A 15,260-nucleotide genomic window follows, 5' to 3' on the forward strand; every position below is an offset into this window, starting at 1 on the left:
AGTCGAGGTCCTCATGAAACGCAGTCTCAACGGGCTGTTGCCCCTGGCCCTGCTTGGCTTCTTCCTGGCGCAGGCCGCCCACGCGGACGTCGTGGACGACGTGTGGCGCGGCACGAACATCCGGCTCAACGCCGCGCGCATCCGCGTGAAAGGCAATGACTACGCCACCGGCTACTGGCTGCTGCCGAAGGCGGCGAACACGCTGAACCTCAACGTGCCGGCGCGGCAGTTCGGTCTCAACTCGGACCTGGTGCTGCACATGTATGGCTCGCGCTCCGGGAACGTCATCACCTGGACCTTCGATGACACCTTGCCCAGCCGCTACAACCTGGGGGACTCCACCTACGTGACGCGTGTGCGGGGGACGCTGAAGGCCTACGCCCGGCAGGTGCGTGGCTCGGATGACCCCTTCTGTGACAGCGCCGCTTGCCCCCACAACGTGGAGCTGACCCTTGCGCCTGGCTCCAGCGCGAAGGTGAGCGGCTACAAGACCTTCATCTTCGACATCGACTTCACGGAGGACGTCCAGGTGAAGCAGTTCGTCGCGTATGGCGGCGTCCCGCGCCCCCGGCTGTCGTCGATGGCGGTCGTCGCCCCCAGCAGCCGTTGCCCGTCCTCGGGGCCCAGCGAGCTGTCCGGCGACGTGGTGCTCAGCAGCCCCGCGCCCACCGGCGGCATCCTGGTGGACCTGATGAGCGTGGACGCGAGCGTGGGCGTGCTGCCCGTGCGCGTCCCCGAGGGCCAGCGCTCCGCGCGCTTCACGCTGCGCCTGCCGCCCTACTGGACGGGGCCCACCGTCGTCTACGGCGCCTCGGGCGGCGTCCGGAAGAGCGTGAAGGTGGGCGTGCGCCCGTGCCTGGTGCATGTCTTCCCCTTCGTGCGCTGGTACCTCATCGATTCGCTCTACGCCCCCGCGCACCTGCTCAATGGTGGGGCGGTGATTGCCCGGTACAAGGAGGCGGAGTCGGACGTCCTGCTGACGGGCAAGGGCGAGATGTACTGGCTGAACGAGGTGCTCGGCGCGGAGCAGGTGCGCGTGACGGGCGTCAACTCGACGGGGGACATCTTCGGCACGGCATATACCTCCAAGGGCCCCAACGCGTTCCTGCTCCGTTCGGAGGACGTGAAGGCGGGCGCGGAGCAGTGGCTGGAAGGCTGGGAGGCCGTGACGGCCAACGCACACGGCACGCTGCTGGTGCGTGACCCGAAGGACGAGAAGAACATCTACCGCGTGGACGAGGTGGGGCCCGCCAGGCACCCCGGCCTGTCCGAGCTGCTTCCGAGCCGCGTCCTCTTCAACGCGCTGGGGGAGGTGGCGGTGACGCTGGAGACGGAGAAGGGGCTCCGCGCCGCGCGCGTCTACGGCAAGGACGTGAAGGTGCTGCTGGACAACGAGTCCGAGGTCACCGCGCTGAACGACGTGGGAGTGTTCGTGGGCACCGCGCTCGATTCGGACAAGCGCCCCCGTCCTTTCATCTGGTCGCAGCAGGAGGAGGCCCGGTGGCTGCCGATGCCCAAGGGCGCCGTGTCCGCGAAGGCCGTGGCCATCAACGACGGAGGCTGGGTGCTGGGTACCGCCACCGCCGAGGACGGCAAGACGCAGGTGCCCTTCCTCGCCTCGCCCGACGGGAAGACGGCCACGCAGCTGGATGAGGTGCTGCCGGAGGAGCTGAAGAAGGCCGGCTACCGCGTCCTGAGGGCGCTCGCGCTCGCCGACGACTTCAGCGTGCTGGTGCAGGCCCTGGATGGACAGGGCCAGCGCGTCCACCTGGTGCTGAGCCCGTGAGCCGCATTCCGGCCAGCGCGACTTCCACTCTTCCACAAACAAGGACCTTCCTCGTGAAATCGAACCTTCCCCTTCTTCGGGGGCTGATGATGGTGTTCATGGCCCTCCTGGCGGGCTGCGGCGGTTGCCAGAGCAGCTCATCGTCGTGTTCCCCAAGCCAGTATGGAACCAACGGCTGTGCCTGTAGGACGGACTCCGCCAGCTGCAACGCGGGGCTGGTCTGCCGCAGCGGCACGTGTGAGCCGTGTGGCAACGAAGGCGGCGCTTGCTGCGTCACCACGGGCACCACGTCCTGCAGTGGCACGTTGACGTGTGTGATGGAGGCCGCGGGTGAGCGCTGCCGCAACTGCGGCGAAGTGGGCGAGGCGTGCTGCGTCTCGTCGGGGAACAGCCAGTTCTGCCGCGCGAACGCCGTGTGTGTCAGCGGGAGCTGCCAGTCCGTGGCGGCGCACACCTGCGACCCGAATGGCACTGTGTATACGGTGGGCATCCAGGACACGAACCTGTGCGCCCGGCGCGTGGTGGAGGTCCGCGCGAGCTCGCCCGCGAACGCGCTGCAGTGTGCCAGTGCCAGCGGGATGCTGGCGGCGGATGAGACCGTCTATGAAATCCCCAACACGCCCATCACCGACTACGAGCTGTGCCTGGAGTCGCAGAGCCAGGGCCGGCGCACCACGAGCGTGCAGGCGTTCGAGGACTACAACGCGCTTCGCTGCGCGCGCTGGACGCGGTGTGGCGCCAGCGACCCGTGCACCAGCGTGACGCACGGCGCCTGCACGCCCTGAGGCGAGCGGGGGACGGATGCGGGGCGGAGCGCGCGGAGGGGGACGCTCCGCCCCGTGTCATGTCGGGAGGAGCCGCAGCACTGCCTGGGCCGCGCGCTCGGTGCCGTCCACGCCCTCCAGCGTCGCGGCCAGGGCGCGGGCCTTGGTGGCCACTTCTGGCTGGGACACCTGGGTGAACGCGTGGGCGATGGCGTTGGCGCCCAGCGCGGAGGGCAGCACGGCGCGGCCCACGCCAAGCCGCTCCACGCGCCGCGCGTTCGCGAGCTGGTCGCCGCCGAAGGGCACGACGACCATGGGGCGTCCGGCCGCGAGCGATTCCTGCACGGTGTTGTTCCCACCGTGCGTCACCACCAGGTCCACCTTCTGGAGCAGGGGCACCTGGGGAACGCGGCGGAACACCTTCGTGCGTGGGCCCGCGCGGGCCTGGAGCCGTTCGAAGCTGGCGCCCGCGCTGACCACCACGTCCACGTCGTGCCGCGCCAGCCCGTCCAGGATGGCGTGGAAGACGTGCGGCTGGTCGTTGAACACCGTGCCCAGTGACACGTAGACGTGCGTGCGGCCGGGCAGGATGGCGGTGAGCGCGGGGTCGTCCAAGTTCGCGGGCGCGGGCCGGGGCAGGCACGGGCCGGTCATCTCCACCGGGCCGGGCAGCGGCTCGAGGCCGGGCTCCAGCGCCGGAGTCGTCGCCATCAGGTTGAGGTCGTCGGAGATGGGCGCCGCGAGCAGTCCGTTCGTCTTCAATGGGACGCGCAGGCGCTTCGCGGCACGGGCGACACGCGCATCGAACCAGCGCAGCAGCGCGAGCCCCCGTTGCTCGGCCTGGGTCCATGCGGCATCGCGGGGGGCGTCGTCCTCGAGCCCACTCCCAAAAGGCGCCGCGCCCTCCACGGGGAAGGGAAGGGCGGAGTGATACAGCGCCACATAGGGGCGCCGGGTCCTCCGGGCCGCGAGCAGGGCCGCGGGCATGAGGTAGTCCGCCAGCACGACGTCAGTCCCAGAGGCTTCGATTTCCTCGGCGATGCGCCGCGCATGCCCCTCCATGCCGGTGGTGAACAGCCGGAGCGCCCACCCCAGCTCGTCGAGTCCCCGGGCCCGGGTGATGCGCGCGCCGTACCAGAGCGCAGCCGGAGAAGGGCGCAGTGGCACCAGCCTGAGTCCGTCCTGGCGCAGGGCTTCCGGAAGCTGGGAGGCGAAGCGCAGCGGCTCTGGCATCAGGCCGGGAAAGCGCGCCGGCGCCACGACCGTTGCGATGGCCAGGTCGTGGCCGAGCTCACGCAGGCGCCCGCCAATGGCCCGCAGCGCGTTGGTGTGTCCCGCCGTGGGGTGGGCCGCCATGAGAATCCTCGCCATGGCGCCCAGCGTAGCAGTGCGGGGCCGCCCGTCCGACAGGCACTCCGCCGTGACGCTCGGCGTGGTGCCGCTGTCCGGGCCCGCTGGCGCCAACGTCGTGGTAGCGGCCAAGCGCCAGGACTGAGTCTCGTGTTCACGGGGCCCCATGGGGAGGCCCCGCCGGGCAGGCCATGTTTGCCGTGGGCGCCACGCGGCACCCACCTTCGGACATCGCTTCGTCGGGAGGTGGACATGACTGGAAGGCTTGGCAGAGCAGGCGGCGTGGCGGTCCTTGCGGCCCTGTGGGGCACGGGCCCCCTGGTGGGGCTCGCCGCCCGGGCGGAGGCGCCCCAGGCGGGGCAGACGCGGGACGTCTTGTCTGAGCGAGACCTGCTCCTGGGACAGCTCGCCCTCTTCGACGCGAAGAACATCGCGGCGGGCAACCTGGCGTTGGAGAAGTCGGCCAACCCGCAGGTGCGGCAGTTCGCGTTGCGGCTGGTGGAGGACCACCGCCGGCACCTGCAGGAATTGAAGGCGTGGGGAAGCTCGCCGTCCATGGACATGGTGGTGGCGGACCTCACGCAGCCCCGGGTCACCGCGGGGATTGGCGGTTCGGGGAGCAAGGACGGGGGCCTCATCCCGGGGCCGAGTCTGCCCATGCAGCGCGCGGACGCCCGCCTGGAGCAGGCCGTGGCGTATGCCCAGCAGCACCTGGACGTGCTCCGCAAGGCGCAGGGCCAGGACTTCGACGAGGCCTTCCTGAAGCGCGTCATCAAGGACCAGGAGGACGGCCTGCGGCTCGTGAAGCAGGCACAGGCGACGTACAAGAACGATGGGGCGTTCACCCTCATGCTCGACAGGACGGGCAACCTCGCGGACCGTCATCTGCAGCGGGCTCAAGGGCTGAAAGAGTCATTCGAGTGAACGCGCCATCCATTCGCGCGGCCTGCCGGGTTGACGTGACGAAGAGGGGGCGCCTAACTCCGGCGGCATGAGGACCGCCGCGAGGCTGCTGTGGGTGTACCTGGCCGGGGCCCTGTGCTCGTGCGCCGCGCCCACGCTTCGTGTGTCGCCCGTGGCCCCCGAGGGCGCGACGCCCGTGGGTCCCTTCCTTCCCGAAGCCCGCGCCTTGTTCGAGGGGTGCACGCCGGTGCCGGACCGGGCCGACTCGCGGCTGTACCGCTGCGAGGGCGTGACGGTGTGGCTGACCGAGCGGGAGGACATGTCGCCCGAGTTGGCCCTGGCCGAGGCCCAGGCTCGAATCACCGAACGGTTGGGGCCCGGTGCCACGGTGGTGGAGGAAGCGCTGCCGCTGGCGGGAAATCCGTGGCCCTCGGTCCGTGTCGAAGCGTGCGAGGCGGAGGAGTGTCGCGCCGCCGGGTATGCATCTGCTGTCACCGGGACGCTGGGGCGGGTGCGGCAGCTCGGGTGCGTGGTCCAGGCTCCGGTGCGGCCCCTGTTGGCGCGCTGCCTGGAGTTGCTCGAGTCCCTTGCCTCGAATGGCAGCCCCGAGGGCGAGACGCTGGGACGCGAGGCGCTGCTCATTCCCCCGCGCCTGCCATGGCGGGCCTTGGCAGTGCCGGACGGATGTCAGCTCGCCGCGTCCACGGCGCGCGCGGGACGCATTCGCTGCGAGGGGGCATCGCTGTCGTGGAGCCTCTACGAACCGGCCCAAGCCCAGGTGACGGAGCACTGGCGCTCCCAGAGCGTGGCGGAGTTGGTGGACGCGCTGCCGGGAGCGGGGCCCGTCGAAGAGGTGCCCTGCCGGCTGGAGCGTCTGGACACGCGATGCGCGCGCTTCACGGTGCCCTCTCCCGAGGGGCCGCTGCTCGTGTGGGCCGCGGCCGTGACGTGGGAGGACCGGGCGCTCTTCGCCGCGTGCAGCCACCGGGCCTCCGAGCCGCCGTATCCCGCCGTCTGCAACGGCGCGTTCACCCTGCCTTGATGCCGCGAAGGACGACACCTCGTGTACGAGCTTCAGGACGTCTCCAAATGCTACGGGGCCACGCAGGCCTTGCATCCGCTCAGCTTGAGCCTGCCGGCAGGACGCACCACGGTGCTGCTGGGGCCGAGCGGCTGTGGCAAGTCCACGCTGCTCCGGCTGCTCAATGGGTTGCTGGCGTGTGACACCGGACGCGTCCTCTTCGATGGCAAGCCGCTGCCCACGGGAGGGGATGCGCTGCTCGCGGTGCGCCGTCGCGTGGGGTACGCGCTCCAGGGTGGCGGCCTCTTTCCGCATCTCACGGGCGAGGAGAATGTCACCCTCATGGCGAGCCACCTGCGCTGGCCCGCGGCGAAGACGCGCGAGCGGCTGGATGCGCTGGTGGAGTTGACGCGCTTTCCCACGGACGCGCTGGCGCGCTATCCCTCGCAGCTCTCCGGTGGCCAGCGTCAGCGGGTGGCGCTGATGCGCGCGTTGATGCTGGACCCGGACGTGTTGCTGCTGGACGAGCCCCTGGGCGCGCTGGACCCCCTGGTCCGTCACGAGCTGCAAGGTGACCTGCGCGGCATCTTCGCCCGGCTGCGCAAGACGGTGGTGCTGGTGACACATGACCTGGCGGAGGCGGGCTTCCTGGGGGACAGCATCCTGCTCATGCGAGAGGGACGCGTGGTGCAGCAGGGACGGCTCGCGGATTTGGAGGCGCGGCCCGCGGATGACTTCGTCACCCGGTTCATCCAGGCGCAGCGGCCGCTGCCTGGCGGTGGGCCGGGAGGCGAGGCGTGAGGGTGTGGCTCCTGGTGTTGCTGCTCGTGGGGGCGTGTGGCGGGGCGCCCGCGTCTGGGGACGGCGCGCCTGAGGTGCGCGTGGGCTCCAAGAAGTTCACCGAGTCCGTCATCTTGGGTGAAGCGGCGGCGCAGCTCGCGCGGAGCACCGGTGCGCGTGTCACGCACCGGCGGGAGCTAGGCGGTACCACTGTGCTCTGGGAGGCGCTGCGCCGGGGCGAGCTCGACGTGTATCCCGAGTACACGGGCACGCTGCGACAAGAGTTGCTGTCCGGGCGCCACCTGCCGGATGACGCGGCGCTGCGTGAGGCCCTGGCTGAGTCAGGGCTTCGGATGAGCGAGCCGCTGGGTTTCAACAACACGTATGCGCTGGGCATGAAGGAAGCGGAGGCCGCGCGGCTGGGCATCCGCCGCATCTCTGATTTGCGTGCCCATCCTTCGCTGCGCTTCGGTTTCAGCAACGAGTTCATGGACCGCGCGGACGGCTGGCCTGCCTTGCGGGACAGCTACCGGTTGCCGCAGCGGGACGTGCGCGGGCTGGACCATGACCTGGCGTACCGGGGCATGGAGAGCGGGTCGCTCCAGCTTACGGACCTGTACTCCACCGATGCGGAGATTCAGGCCTACGGGTTGCGCGTGCTGGAGGACGACCTGCACCACTTCCCCGCATATGACGCCGTGCTGCTGTATCGCGACGACCTGGAGGCACGGGCGCCCGAGGCCCTGGCCGCGATGCTTCGTCTGGAAGGCCGCGTGTCCGAGGAGGACATGGTGAAGCTCAACGCGCGGGCCCGGCTGGAGCGCGTGTCGGAGGGCCGTGTGGCCTCGGACTTCCTGGCCACGGCGCTGGGTGTCACTTCGGAAGTGCGTGGGGACGGATTGGCCGCGCGCGTGTGGAAGCGGACGCGTGAGCACCTGTTCCTGGTGGGGGTGTCGCTGCTGGCGGCGATGGCGCTCGCGGTGCCCTTGGGTGTGTTGGCCGCGCGGCGGCCTCGGCTGGGGCGGGGCGTGCTGGGGCTGACAGGGGTCATCCAGACGGTGCCGTCGCTGGCGCTGCTGGTGGTGATGATTCCGCTGCTGGGAATCGGTTCACGTCCGGCGATTGCCGCGCTGTTCCTCTACAGCCTGCTGCCCATCGTGCGGAACACGGCGGCGGGGTTGGCCGGAATCCCACCCGAGGTTCGCGAGTCCGCGGAGGCGCTGGGACTGCCCGCACGGGCGCGGCTGTGGCGCATCGAATTGCCCATGGCGGCGCCGTCCATCCTCGCGGGAATCCAGACGGCCGCGGTCATCAACGTGGGCACCGCCACACTGGGCGCGCTGGTAGGGGCAGGGGGCTACGGTCAGCCGATTCTTACGGGCATCCGGTTGGATGATGTGCGGCTCATCCTGGAGGGCGCGGTTCCCGCAGCCGCGCTGGCACTGCTCGCCAGTGGCCTGTTCGACGCCGTGGAGCGTGTGGTGGTGCCTCGGGGGCTTCGGCTGGGCACGGCGGTGCGTTCGACGCGTTAGTCTTGCTCGTCGAGCCAGAAGAATCGGTTGCCGCTCGCGAGGGCACGCTCGAGAAAGTCGCTGAATGAGTCAGCGATCTTCCGAACTTCACGGGGGTACGTCTCGTGATAGGCATCGAATAGCGGGTACGGGCCGCCAGTGTTCGCCACGTTCACGAGGACGAAGTCGGAGTCCTGGCAGTCCACAAGTGGATACAAAGACGCGGTCTCACTCGCTCCCCGTGCACGCTGGCGCAATCTGGGAGTCGCTGCTGCGATCCCCTCCAACGAGAGGATGCTGTAGTTCGCGTCAGGCTGCCTCTTGAACAGTTCCGCTCCGTCGCAGTGCAGGTAGAAGGCGCGCAGGTCGTCGTCCAGGCGCCAGCCCATCCGCGCCTCGAAGGCCGCAATCCTCGCCGCTGTCGCAGGGGGATGTGGGAAGTGCGCACGCGAAATTTCCGTCAGCAAGGACTCGATGGTCATGGTCAATCCATGTAGGGCCTGTCGGGCCCCACTGCGCTCCACCGACCACCGCGGTTATAGGAGGCTGTCTCGGTTTGCTTTACCGAGGAGCTTCCCCATATCCCGGCTCAACATCTACACACTTATAGGGACACGACCCGTCGTTGCTCTTGGCGTTGTTACGGCTCCTCTGCCATGTCTTCGAGCTGACCCTCTGCGATTTCGCGATAGAGCGGCACCACTTCAACGGCGAGCACCTCCCGCATTTCCTGGCGGGCGCTATCGAAGTCCCCGGCCTTCCGGTGGCGCTTGGCGCGGTAGAGCGCGTCGACAATGCGGTCGGAGCCTTCCTTGATGCGGCGCGCGCATTCCAGCAGAAGGGCCTCGGCCTTTTCGGCCGTGGCAAGGGCTGCTGCCGCGTCGGCTTTGCCGATGCCTACCTCCGGCGCGGTGCGTTCCAGCATTTCCCTCACGTCCGCTGTGAGCGTCAGGCGTTCACCGTCTCGCACGCGCCGCGCGAGGGCTCGTACGGGCTCCCACTCAAGTTCATCCGCCATGCCCTGTTACCTCTTGCCCCGGCGGGGGCGGCACTTGTTGATGGGCCATTCCTGCTGGCCCTCGCAGTAGCGGAAGCAGGCGTAGCAGGAGCCCTGCCAGTCGTCGTCCTTGCACTCGGCGTAGGTCGCGATGCAGCGGCGCTTCCACTCGGGCAGGTTGGTGTTGTGGGCGTCATCGACGTCTGGCGCGTCGGCCTCCGCCGCGACCTGGGAGCCCGCCATGAGCACAGCGGCCTCGGTGGCGGAGAGGCCACACGCATCCGGGCCGAATCGCTGAATGCAACATGTCGCGCTGTCCAGACAGGCGGCTTGAGCGTACGCGTCTTGAGGGTCCATGTCGCGACGGCTGGAGATGCCAGTGGCGCTGTTGGAGCATCCCAGTGCAAGTGCCGCGAGCGCGTACGCAAGGGAAAGATGGGTGTTCCGATTAGACATGACTGCCGCATGTATCGGGTTCGTCACCCTGCGCGTATCACCCTGGATGAGTACTTCGGGGCGGGGCGCCGCCCTCCGCCCTTGCGTCCGATAACGGCGAACGCCGTCAGACGGGCTCGGCGCTCGAGGCGGGCGAGGCTTCCGTCACGACCTTGGGCGCATCCGCGGCCAGGCCCGCCGCGCACAACACCACGACCGCCATCCACACGAAGTCCGCCAGCAGCAGGTGCACCAACTGCATCCACACCGGCGCCAGCAGCAGCAGGTTGGTGACGCCCGCGCCCAGCTGCACCGCGTAGAGCACGGTGATGGCGGACGCCGCGCGTCGCACGTCCTCCGACGGCCGCACCCGCGCCACCCACCGCGATGCCAGCACCAGGAACGCGCCCACGCTCACCGCCAGCAGCGGGTGCAGCACCCGCAGCTTGATGAGGATGTGTGCCGTCTCCGAAATATCCTGGCGCAAACCCTCCACCAGCGAGGTGGACGGGAACAGCGTGTCCCCCAACGCAGCGATGGCGCCACTCACGCCCAGCACCAGCAGCCCCAGGATGCTCAGGCCCAGCAGCGCGCCCGGCAGCCCCTGTCCCCGCAGGCTCAGGGGGGCGCGTCCCCGGGAGAACCAGATGACCAGCGTCTGCGCGCCCACCAGCAGGAAGGTGTTCACCAGGTGCACGCCCATCCACAGGGCCCGGCCCACGGAGGCGTTGTCCGCCACGTACTTCAGCAGCACGATGCCCGCGCCGACGAGCGCCTCCGTCATCATGAAGAACAGGGCCCAGGCCGCCGCGCTCCGCGCCGGGTGGCCCTTGGCGTGCCCCTTCCGGGCCCAGACGTAGAGCGCCACCGCCAGAATCATCGCCAGGCCGCTCGTCAGCCGGTGCGTGTATTCGATGAGCGTCTGGACGCTGGGGGCCCGGGGGATGACCTCGCCGTTGCACACCGGCCAGTGGTCTCCGCAGCCGGCACCCGAGCCCGTGGCGCGCACGAACGCGCCCCACAGAATCACGACCAGCGTGAAGGCAAGCACCCCCAGGCTGAAGGCCTGGAACCGGCGGGACGAGGCAGCGTGGGTCATCACGCTCCCCCTTAACCCACTTCCACCGCCACCGCTGTCCCACACGTCTCTTGGGCGCTCACCCTGGCCATCAGCGCGGCTGCTCGGCTGCCGGGCCGGCTGGTCATCCAGTGTATCCGGAATGATTCAGATGGATGCTGCCCTGCATCCATTGGATATGCCCACCCCCTGTCCGGGCGCGCGGATGATTTCCATTTGAGTCAATCACCCTCCCAGGCACTGGCACGCCGGGTGCTTAACACCTCCCACAGTGCATCCGGTGCCGCGGTGGGCGCTGGAGACACACATCTTTCGCATGAGGCCGCTTCGGTGGCCTCGGCACCCCGGGTTGGAGTTTCCCCCCTCTCCGACCCGTGGGTGTGTTCTTCCAGAGACGTGGACGCACGCATCTCTGGAGTCGCTTCCCACAGGGGTGTGGGGAAACAGGGTGGAGCGCATCGCGGGCTGAGGCCACTCCTCTGGCTTCAGCCCGCGATGCGCATCTGCTCCGCGCCCAGCACCGCGGGGAACGGCCCGTAGGCCATCGACCGCTCAATCACGTTCCGCAGCTCGCGCACGTTGCCGGGCCACGGGTGTGACATCAGCGCGGCGATGGCATCTGGCCCCAGTTGCGGCGGCTCCATGCCCTCGGGCGTGAGCTGCCGGACGAAGTGCCGGGCCAGCGCCACCACGTCCTCGCGCCGCTCGCGCAGCGGGGGCACGCGCACCGGCACCACCTGGAGGCGGTAGTAGAGGTCCTCGCGGAAGCGGCCCTCCCGCACCAGCTGGCCCAAATCCCGGTGCGTGGCCGCCACCACCCGGACGTCCACCTCCACCGGCCGCATCTCCCCCAGCGGGAAGACTTCGCCATTCTCCAGGAAGCGCAGCAGCTTGGGCTGCACCTCCAGGGGGAGCTCGCCAATCTCGTCCAGGAAGAGGGTGCCGCCGTGCGCGGCGCGGATGACGCCGGGGTGGTCCGTGGCCGCGCCGGTGTACGCGCCGCGCCGGTAGCCGAAGAGCTGCCCTTCGAAGAGGTCTCGGGGCACCGCGGCGCAGTTGAAGGCCACGTACGGCCGCTGCGAGCGCGCGGACAAGGCGTGCAGCGCCCGCGCCACCACCTCCTTGCCGGAGCCGGACTCGCCGGTGACGATGACGGTGGCGCGGCTGGAGGACAGGCTCGCCAGCTCCGAGCGCAGCCGTCGCATGGCGGACGAGGCGGCGATGAAGCCCGGCACGTCCGCGTCCCGCACGTCCGTGTCCTCACTGGCGAGCGCGGGCACGTCCACCTGGGCGAAGCCTCGCAGGGTGGCGACCTCCAGCGCGAAGCCGCCCAGCCGGGACAGCGCCGTCAGCAGCGCGCGGCCGTCTGGGGGCAGGTGACCCGCGACGCCCAGGCGGAGCCGCCGGCCACAGCCGTCCCCGAACTCCACGGCCTCGGTGGCGGGCACGGAGGCGTCGCCGCCCAGCGGCGTGGCCCGGCCCTGCGAGTCCAGCTCCTCCAGCCGGGGCGCGCCGTGGGGGAAGAGCCCCTCCACCACGGCCAGCAGCTCGCGCTGGATGAGGGGTGCGCCCATGCCGCGCACCGACAGCCGCTCGAAGGGCACCACCAGGGCCTCCGCGCCCAGGCGGGGAGCGCCCTCGGCTTCGCGGGCGGTGGCGTGGGGCTCGCGGGCGACGTAGTGCGCGAAGTGCTGCGGGTGCACCACCATGCCCACGCGGCGCAGCTCCGCCTCGCTGGCGGCCAGCAGCTCGCCGGCGGCGGGGTCGCCCTCCATCCGCGCCAGCAGCGCCAGCAGGTGGCGCGTGTAGACGGCCATGCACAGGTCGCCGGTGAGGCTGAAGGTGCCCAGCGCGGCCTCGAGCAGCGACCGGGCTTCGGCGGTGCGCCCGTCCAGGACGTGCAGCAAGGCCTCGAAGCGGTGGAGAAGGGCGGAGTGCCACGCGGACGGCATGCGCTCCAGGAAGGCGCGCGCCCGCCGTAGCAGCACCAGGCCCTCGTCTCGCTGGCATGCGTAGACGCGCGCATACGTCTCGTACAGCAGGCATTCGCGGCGCAGGTAGGGCCAGCCGCCCAACTCCATGGTGCGCTGTCCGGCCGCGGCGAAGCCCTCCGCCGCGCGATGCGCGTTGCCCTCGGCGAGGTCGGCCAGCGACTCCGCGAACTGGGCATAGGCCCCGGTGAGTGCCCGCTGGATGGTGCCGTCGTAGGCCGTCAGGTGCCGCGACAGCTTGCGCAGGCCCGGGTACCGGCCACTGAGCAGGTACAGCCGCGCGCGCGTCACCGTCAGGTACAGCGGCGTCCAGCGCAGCTCCTCCACCACCGCGTCCGCTTCATCCAGCACGGCCTCGGCTTCCGCGAAGCGCGCCAGCCGCAGCAGGGCCTCGGCCTCCGCGCGCGCGGCGAAGATGAAGGAGAAGCCGCGGACCATGCGCCCGCCATACGCGGCCTCCCGCGCGCGGCGCACCATCTGGAGCGCCTCGGCTGGCTCGCAGGCCTCGTCCAGCCGGCGCTGGGCCAGGAAGGCCAGGTTGCGCGCCTCCAGGAAGGCGTAACCCATCCGCGCCGCGCCCTGCGCCACCTCGCGGAAGCGGCGCGTGGCCAGGGTGGCCTCGCCGCGCAGGGCCGCCTCGTGGGCGCAGGCGTCCTCCGCGAGCAGTCGCAGGGCCGGGTCCTTCACCCTCACGAGCGCATCCTCCAGCCGTCCGGACCCGTGGGTGATGCGCTCCGCCTCGCCCAGGTAGAAGCCGCAGGCGACCTCGGCCATGCGCAACTGGCAGCGCACCTCCGGGTCGTCGTGGTTGGCCAGCAGCGCCTCCGCGCGCGCCACGTATGCAGCGGACTTGTTCGCGTCGAACAGCTTCCCGTCCGGTGACGCGTAGAGGTTGGCCGCCATGGCGAGCACGCGCAGCTCCACCTCTTCGGGAAAGATGCCGGCGTCCGCGAACGCCAGGTGGGGCAGCAGCGTGGTGAAGGCGCCCCGGCTGTCCTCGCGGCCCCAGCGCTGGAGATAGGCCAGTCCCACCGCGGCCATGGCCCGCGCGCCCGGGGTGCGCAGCAGTCCCGAGGCCAGCAGTGACAGCAGCTCCTCTTCGGCGGCTCGCCACTCGGCCCGCGTCAGGTGGGTGACGCTGGGGAGGATGCGAGCCAGCTCCTCGGGATGCAGCTCCTGCCGCCGGGACGCAGAGACGACGGGCGTGGGGGCCCCGCCTCGCGTGGCGAGCTGACGGAGCGCCAAGGCCACGCGGCCTCGCGGACGGCGGGCCTGGGGGGCTTCGCTCGGCAGCTCCCAGCGGTAGACGGTGAGAGGGGTGACGCCCAGCAGGCGGGCAAACGCCGCGCGGCTCTGCTCACCTCGCAGGGCGCGGATGGTCTCGGGTTCCCACCCGGCGCTCGCCCCCTTCTCCTCCGGTAACTCCACGGCACCTGCCCCCTTTTTCGCCCCCCCGCCAGCGCACATTCTCTACGGAGTTTCCCAGGACGAATGCAAACGGTTGAGCATTTCCGTTTGTTGCACCCTGCATATGCAGCAGGCGACGAATGGCGCGCGTCCCCTCCCAGCGGGGACGTGTCGTCGTTATCGTCACCCCGTGCCTCGCGGACGTTCCCAACCTCCGATTTCCCCACCTTCCCGTCTCAAACATGAACGCCTGCTCAGATTGGAGGACGCGCTTTCGGAGGGCCGTGCGCGTGAGGACGCGGCGGTGGAGGCCTGGGTGCGCCGCACCGGGCAGATGCCGCCCCGGAAGATTCGCCGGAAGTGGGAGAAGCAGTGGCGGCGGGAGGCGAAGCGCGCCGCCCGCCGCGCCGAACGGGAGGTGCTTTCCAACCGCTCTCGCAACCCCGCGCGGGGCGCCGCCTACGTCACCGCGTCGATAACGTGCGTGCTCATTGCCCTGGCGCAGCCCCGCCGGCTGTGGTGGCTGGTCTTCGTGGCCCTGGGCTTCTTCCTGGCTTCGTTGAAGCACCTGGAGCGTCCCCGGCGTGACGAGGGCCGCGCGCGCGACGCTGGAGCGCCGGAGCGGGAGCCCGTGGGTGACTCGGAGGGGGAGGCGGACGCCCGGGTGGCGAAGGTGGATGCCCTCTGCGCCCGGCTGATGGAGGCCCTGCGCGAGGGGCCCGCGGTGCTGCGCGAACTGGTGCATGCGCCGGAGCGCACGGTGGAGGCCCTGCGACAGGGCTGCCATGCACTGGTGCGTCGTGAGCGGGAGCTGCGGGCGCTGGCGCCACCGGCTGAGGCCCAGCGGCTGGACGCCGAGCGGGACGCGCTGGCCGCGCGGGTGGCTTCGGAAGAGGACGCGGTGGTGCGGGAGCGGCTGGCCGGAGCGCTGGCCGCGCTGGAGGCGCAGCGGCGTCAGCGCGCGGAGTTGGCCACCGCGGCGGCGCGGCTCGAGGCGGAGCACATGCGTCTCTACTACACCCTGGAGAGCCTCTACGCGCAGGTGCTTCGGGTGCGCTCGGCGGACACCGCGGGCGAGGACATCGCCGGGCTGGGGCTGCGGCAGAGCGTGGAGCAGCTCGGTGAGGAAGTGGAAGCGGTGACGCAGGCGCTGGAGGAGGTCCACGCCGCGCCCGGCGGTGGTGGCCGGACGCGGACGCGGTAGAGGCCTGGAGCGTGGGTCACGCCGGTGTGCTGT

The 15,260-nt window shown here is 70.6% G+C and carries 13 protein-coding genes; 7 read left to right on the forward strand and 6 right to left on the reverse strand.

Annotation, left to right across the window (positions count from 1 at the left end):
* Positions 1-13 precede the first annotated feature (13 nt).
* On the forward strand, positions 14-1,786 hold the full coding sequence (locus F8M74_RS21425) for a hypothetical protein (RefSeq protein WP_141253804.1): 1,773 nt from the start codon (positions 14-16) through the stop codon (positions 1,784-1,786).
* Positions 1,787-1,839: 53 nt separating this feature from the next.
* The gene (locus tag F8M74_RS21430) at positions 1,840-2,571 is read left to right on the forward strand and encodes a hypothetical protein (RefSeq protein ID WP_228559892.1); all 732 of its coding nucleotides are present in this window, start codon (positions 1,840-1,842) and stop codon (positions 2,569-2,571) included.
* Between the two features lie 57 nt (positions 2,572-2,628).
* Here the strand turns inward: F8M74_RS21430 and F8M74_RS21435 are convergent, their stop codons facing one another.
* Positions 2,629-4,032, reverse strand: coding sequence for a glycosyltransferase (locus F8M74_RS21435; RefSeq protein ID WP_228559890.1), 1,404 nt, complete (start codon positions 4,030-4,032; stop codon positions 2,629-2,631).
* A 120-nt stretch (positions 4,033-4,152) separates the two neighbouring features.
* On the opposite strand from F8M74_RS21435, the gene F8M74_RS21440 reads away from it, so the two are divergent.
* The 4 genes from F8M74_RS21440 to F8M74_RS21455 all read left to right on the forward strand — a co-directional run bounded on the left by F8M74_RS21440 (position 4,153) and on the right by F8M74_RS21455 (position 8,136).
* Positions 4,153-4,824: a DUF4142 domain-containing protein gene (locus F8M74_RS21440; protein WP_228559888.1), complete on the forward strand. Its 672-nt coding sequence runs from the start codon at positions 4,153-4,155 to the stop codon at positions 4,822-4,824.
* A gap of 67 nt (positions 4,825-4,891) precedes the next feature.
* Positions 4,892-5,845, forward strand: a complete 954-nt coding sequence (locus tag F8M74_RS21445; RefSeq protein WP_171410081.1) for a hypothetical protein — start codon at positions 4,892-4,894, stop codon at positions 5,843-5,845.
* Between the two features lie 21 nt (positions 5,846-5,866).
* On the forward strand, positions 5,867-6,625 hold the full coding sequence (locus F8M74_RS21450; protein ID WP_141253807.1) for an ATP-binding cassette domain-containing protein: 759 nt from the start codon (positions 5,867-5,869) through the stop codon (positions 6,623-6,625).
* On the forward strand, positions 6,622-8,136 hold the full coding sequence (locus F8M74_RS21455) for a glycine betaine ABC transporter substrate-binding protein (RefSeq protein WP_141253808.1): 1,515 nt from the start codon (positions 6,622-6,624) through the stop codon (positions 8,134-8,136). The genes F8M74_RS21450 and F8M74_RS21455 overlap by 4 nt, the downstream gene beginning before the upstream one ends.
* Here the strand turns inward: F8M74_RS21455 and F8M74_RS21460 are convergent.
* The 5 genes from F8M74_RS21460 to F8M74_RS21480 all read right to left on the reverse strand — a co-directional run bounded on the left by F8M74_RS21460 (position 8,133) and on the right by F8M74_RS21480 (position 14,044).
* A complete protein-coding gene (locus F8M74_RS21460; protein WP_216619644.1) occupies positions 8,133-8,597 on the reverse strand; it encodes an SMI1/KNR4 family protein in 465 nt (154 codons plus the stop codon). The two genes, F8M74_RS21455 and F8M74_RS21460, sit on opposite strands and share 4 nt — an antisense overlap.
* Positions 8,598-8,755: 158 nt before the next feature.
* Positions 8,756-9,133 carry a DUF2379 family protein gene (locus F8M74_RS21465; RefSeq protein ID WP_141253810.1) on the reverse strand — a complete coding sequence of 126 codons (378 nt, stop codon included), beginning with the start codon at positions 9,131-9,133 and terminating at the stop codon, positions 8,756-8,758.
* A gap of 6 nt (positions 9,134-9,139) precedes the next feature.
* Positions 9,140-9,355, reverse strand: a complete 216-nt coding sequence (locus F8M74_RS37965; RefSeq protein WP_228559886.1) for a hypothetical protein — start codon at positions 9,353-9,355, stop codon at positions 9,140-9,142.
* Between the two features lie 319 nt (positions 9,356-9,674).
* Positions 9,675-10,646, reverse strand: a complete 972-nt coding sequence (locus tag F8M74_RS21475; protein ID WP_141253812.1) for a COX15/CtaA family protein — start codon at positions 10,644-10,646, stop codon at positions 9,675-9,677.
* Positions 10,647-11,110: 464 nt separating this feature from the next.
* Positions 11,111-14,044 (reverse strand): sigma-54 dependent transcriptional regulator, encoded by a 2,934-nt coding sequence (locus tag F8M74_RS21480; protein WP_141253813.1) that lies wholly within the window; start codon positions 14,042-14,044, stop codon positions 11,111-11,113.
* A 97-nt stretch (positions 14,045-14,141) separates the two neighbouring features.
* Here F8M74_RS21480 and F8M74_RS21485 point away from each other — a divergent pair, with 97 nt between their 5' ends.
* Complete coding sequence (locus F8M74_RS21485; protein WP_141253843.1) at positions 14,142-15,227, forward strand: hypothetical protein; 1,086 nt, start codon at positions 14,142-14,144, stop codon at positions 15,225-15,227.
* Positions 15,228-15,260: the final 33 nt, after the last annotated feature.

This window comes from Myxococcus sp. CA023, assembly GCF_010998615.1.
GTDB lineage: Bacteria > Myxococcota > Myxococcia > Myxococcales > Myxococcaceae > Myxococcus.

Coding starts and splice junctions, on each gene's coding strand:
- F8M74_RS21425 (WP_141253804.1), top strand. CDS start 14: ATGAAACGCAGTCTCAACGGGCTGTTGCCCCTGGCCCTGCTTGGCTTC.
- F8M74_RS21440 (WP_228559888.1), top strand. CDS start 4,153: ATGACTGGAAGGCTTGGCAGAGCAGGCGGCGTGGCGGTCCTTGCGGCC.
- F8M74_RS21445 (WP_171410081.1), top strand. CDS start 4,892: ATGAGGACCGCCGCGAGGCTGCTGTGGGTGTACCTGGCCGGGGCCCTG.
- F8M74_RS21460 (WP_216619644.1), bottom strand. CDS start 8,597: ATGACCATCGAGTCCTTGCTGACGGAAATTTCGCGTGCGCACTTCCCA.
- F8M74_RS21465 (WP_141253810.1), bottom strand. CDS start 9,133: ATGGCGGATGAACTTGAGTGGGAGCCCGTACGAGCCCTCGCGCGGCGC.
- F8M74_RS37965 (WP_228559886.1), bottom strand. CDS start 9,355: ATGGCGGGCTCCCAGGTCGCGGCGGAGGCCGACGCGCCAGACGTCGAT.
- F8M74_RS21475 (WP_141253812.1), bottom strand. CDS start 10,646: ATGACCCACGCTGCCTCGTCCCGCCGGTTCCAGGCCTTCAGCCTGGGG.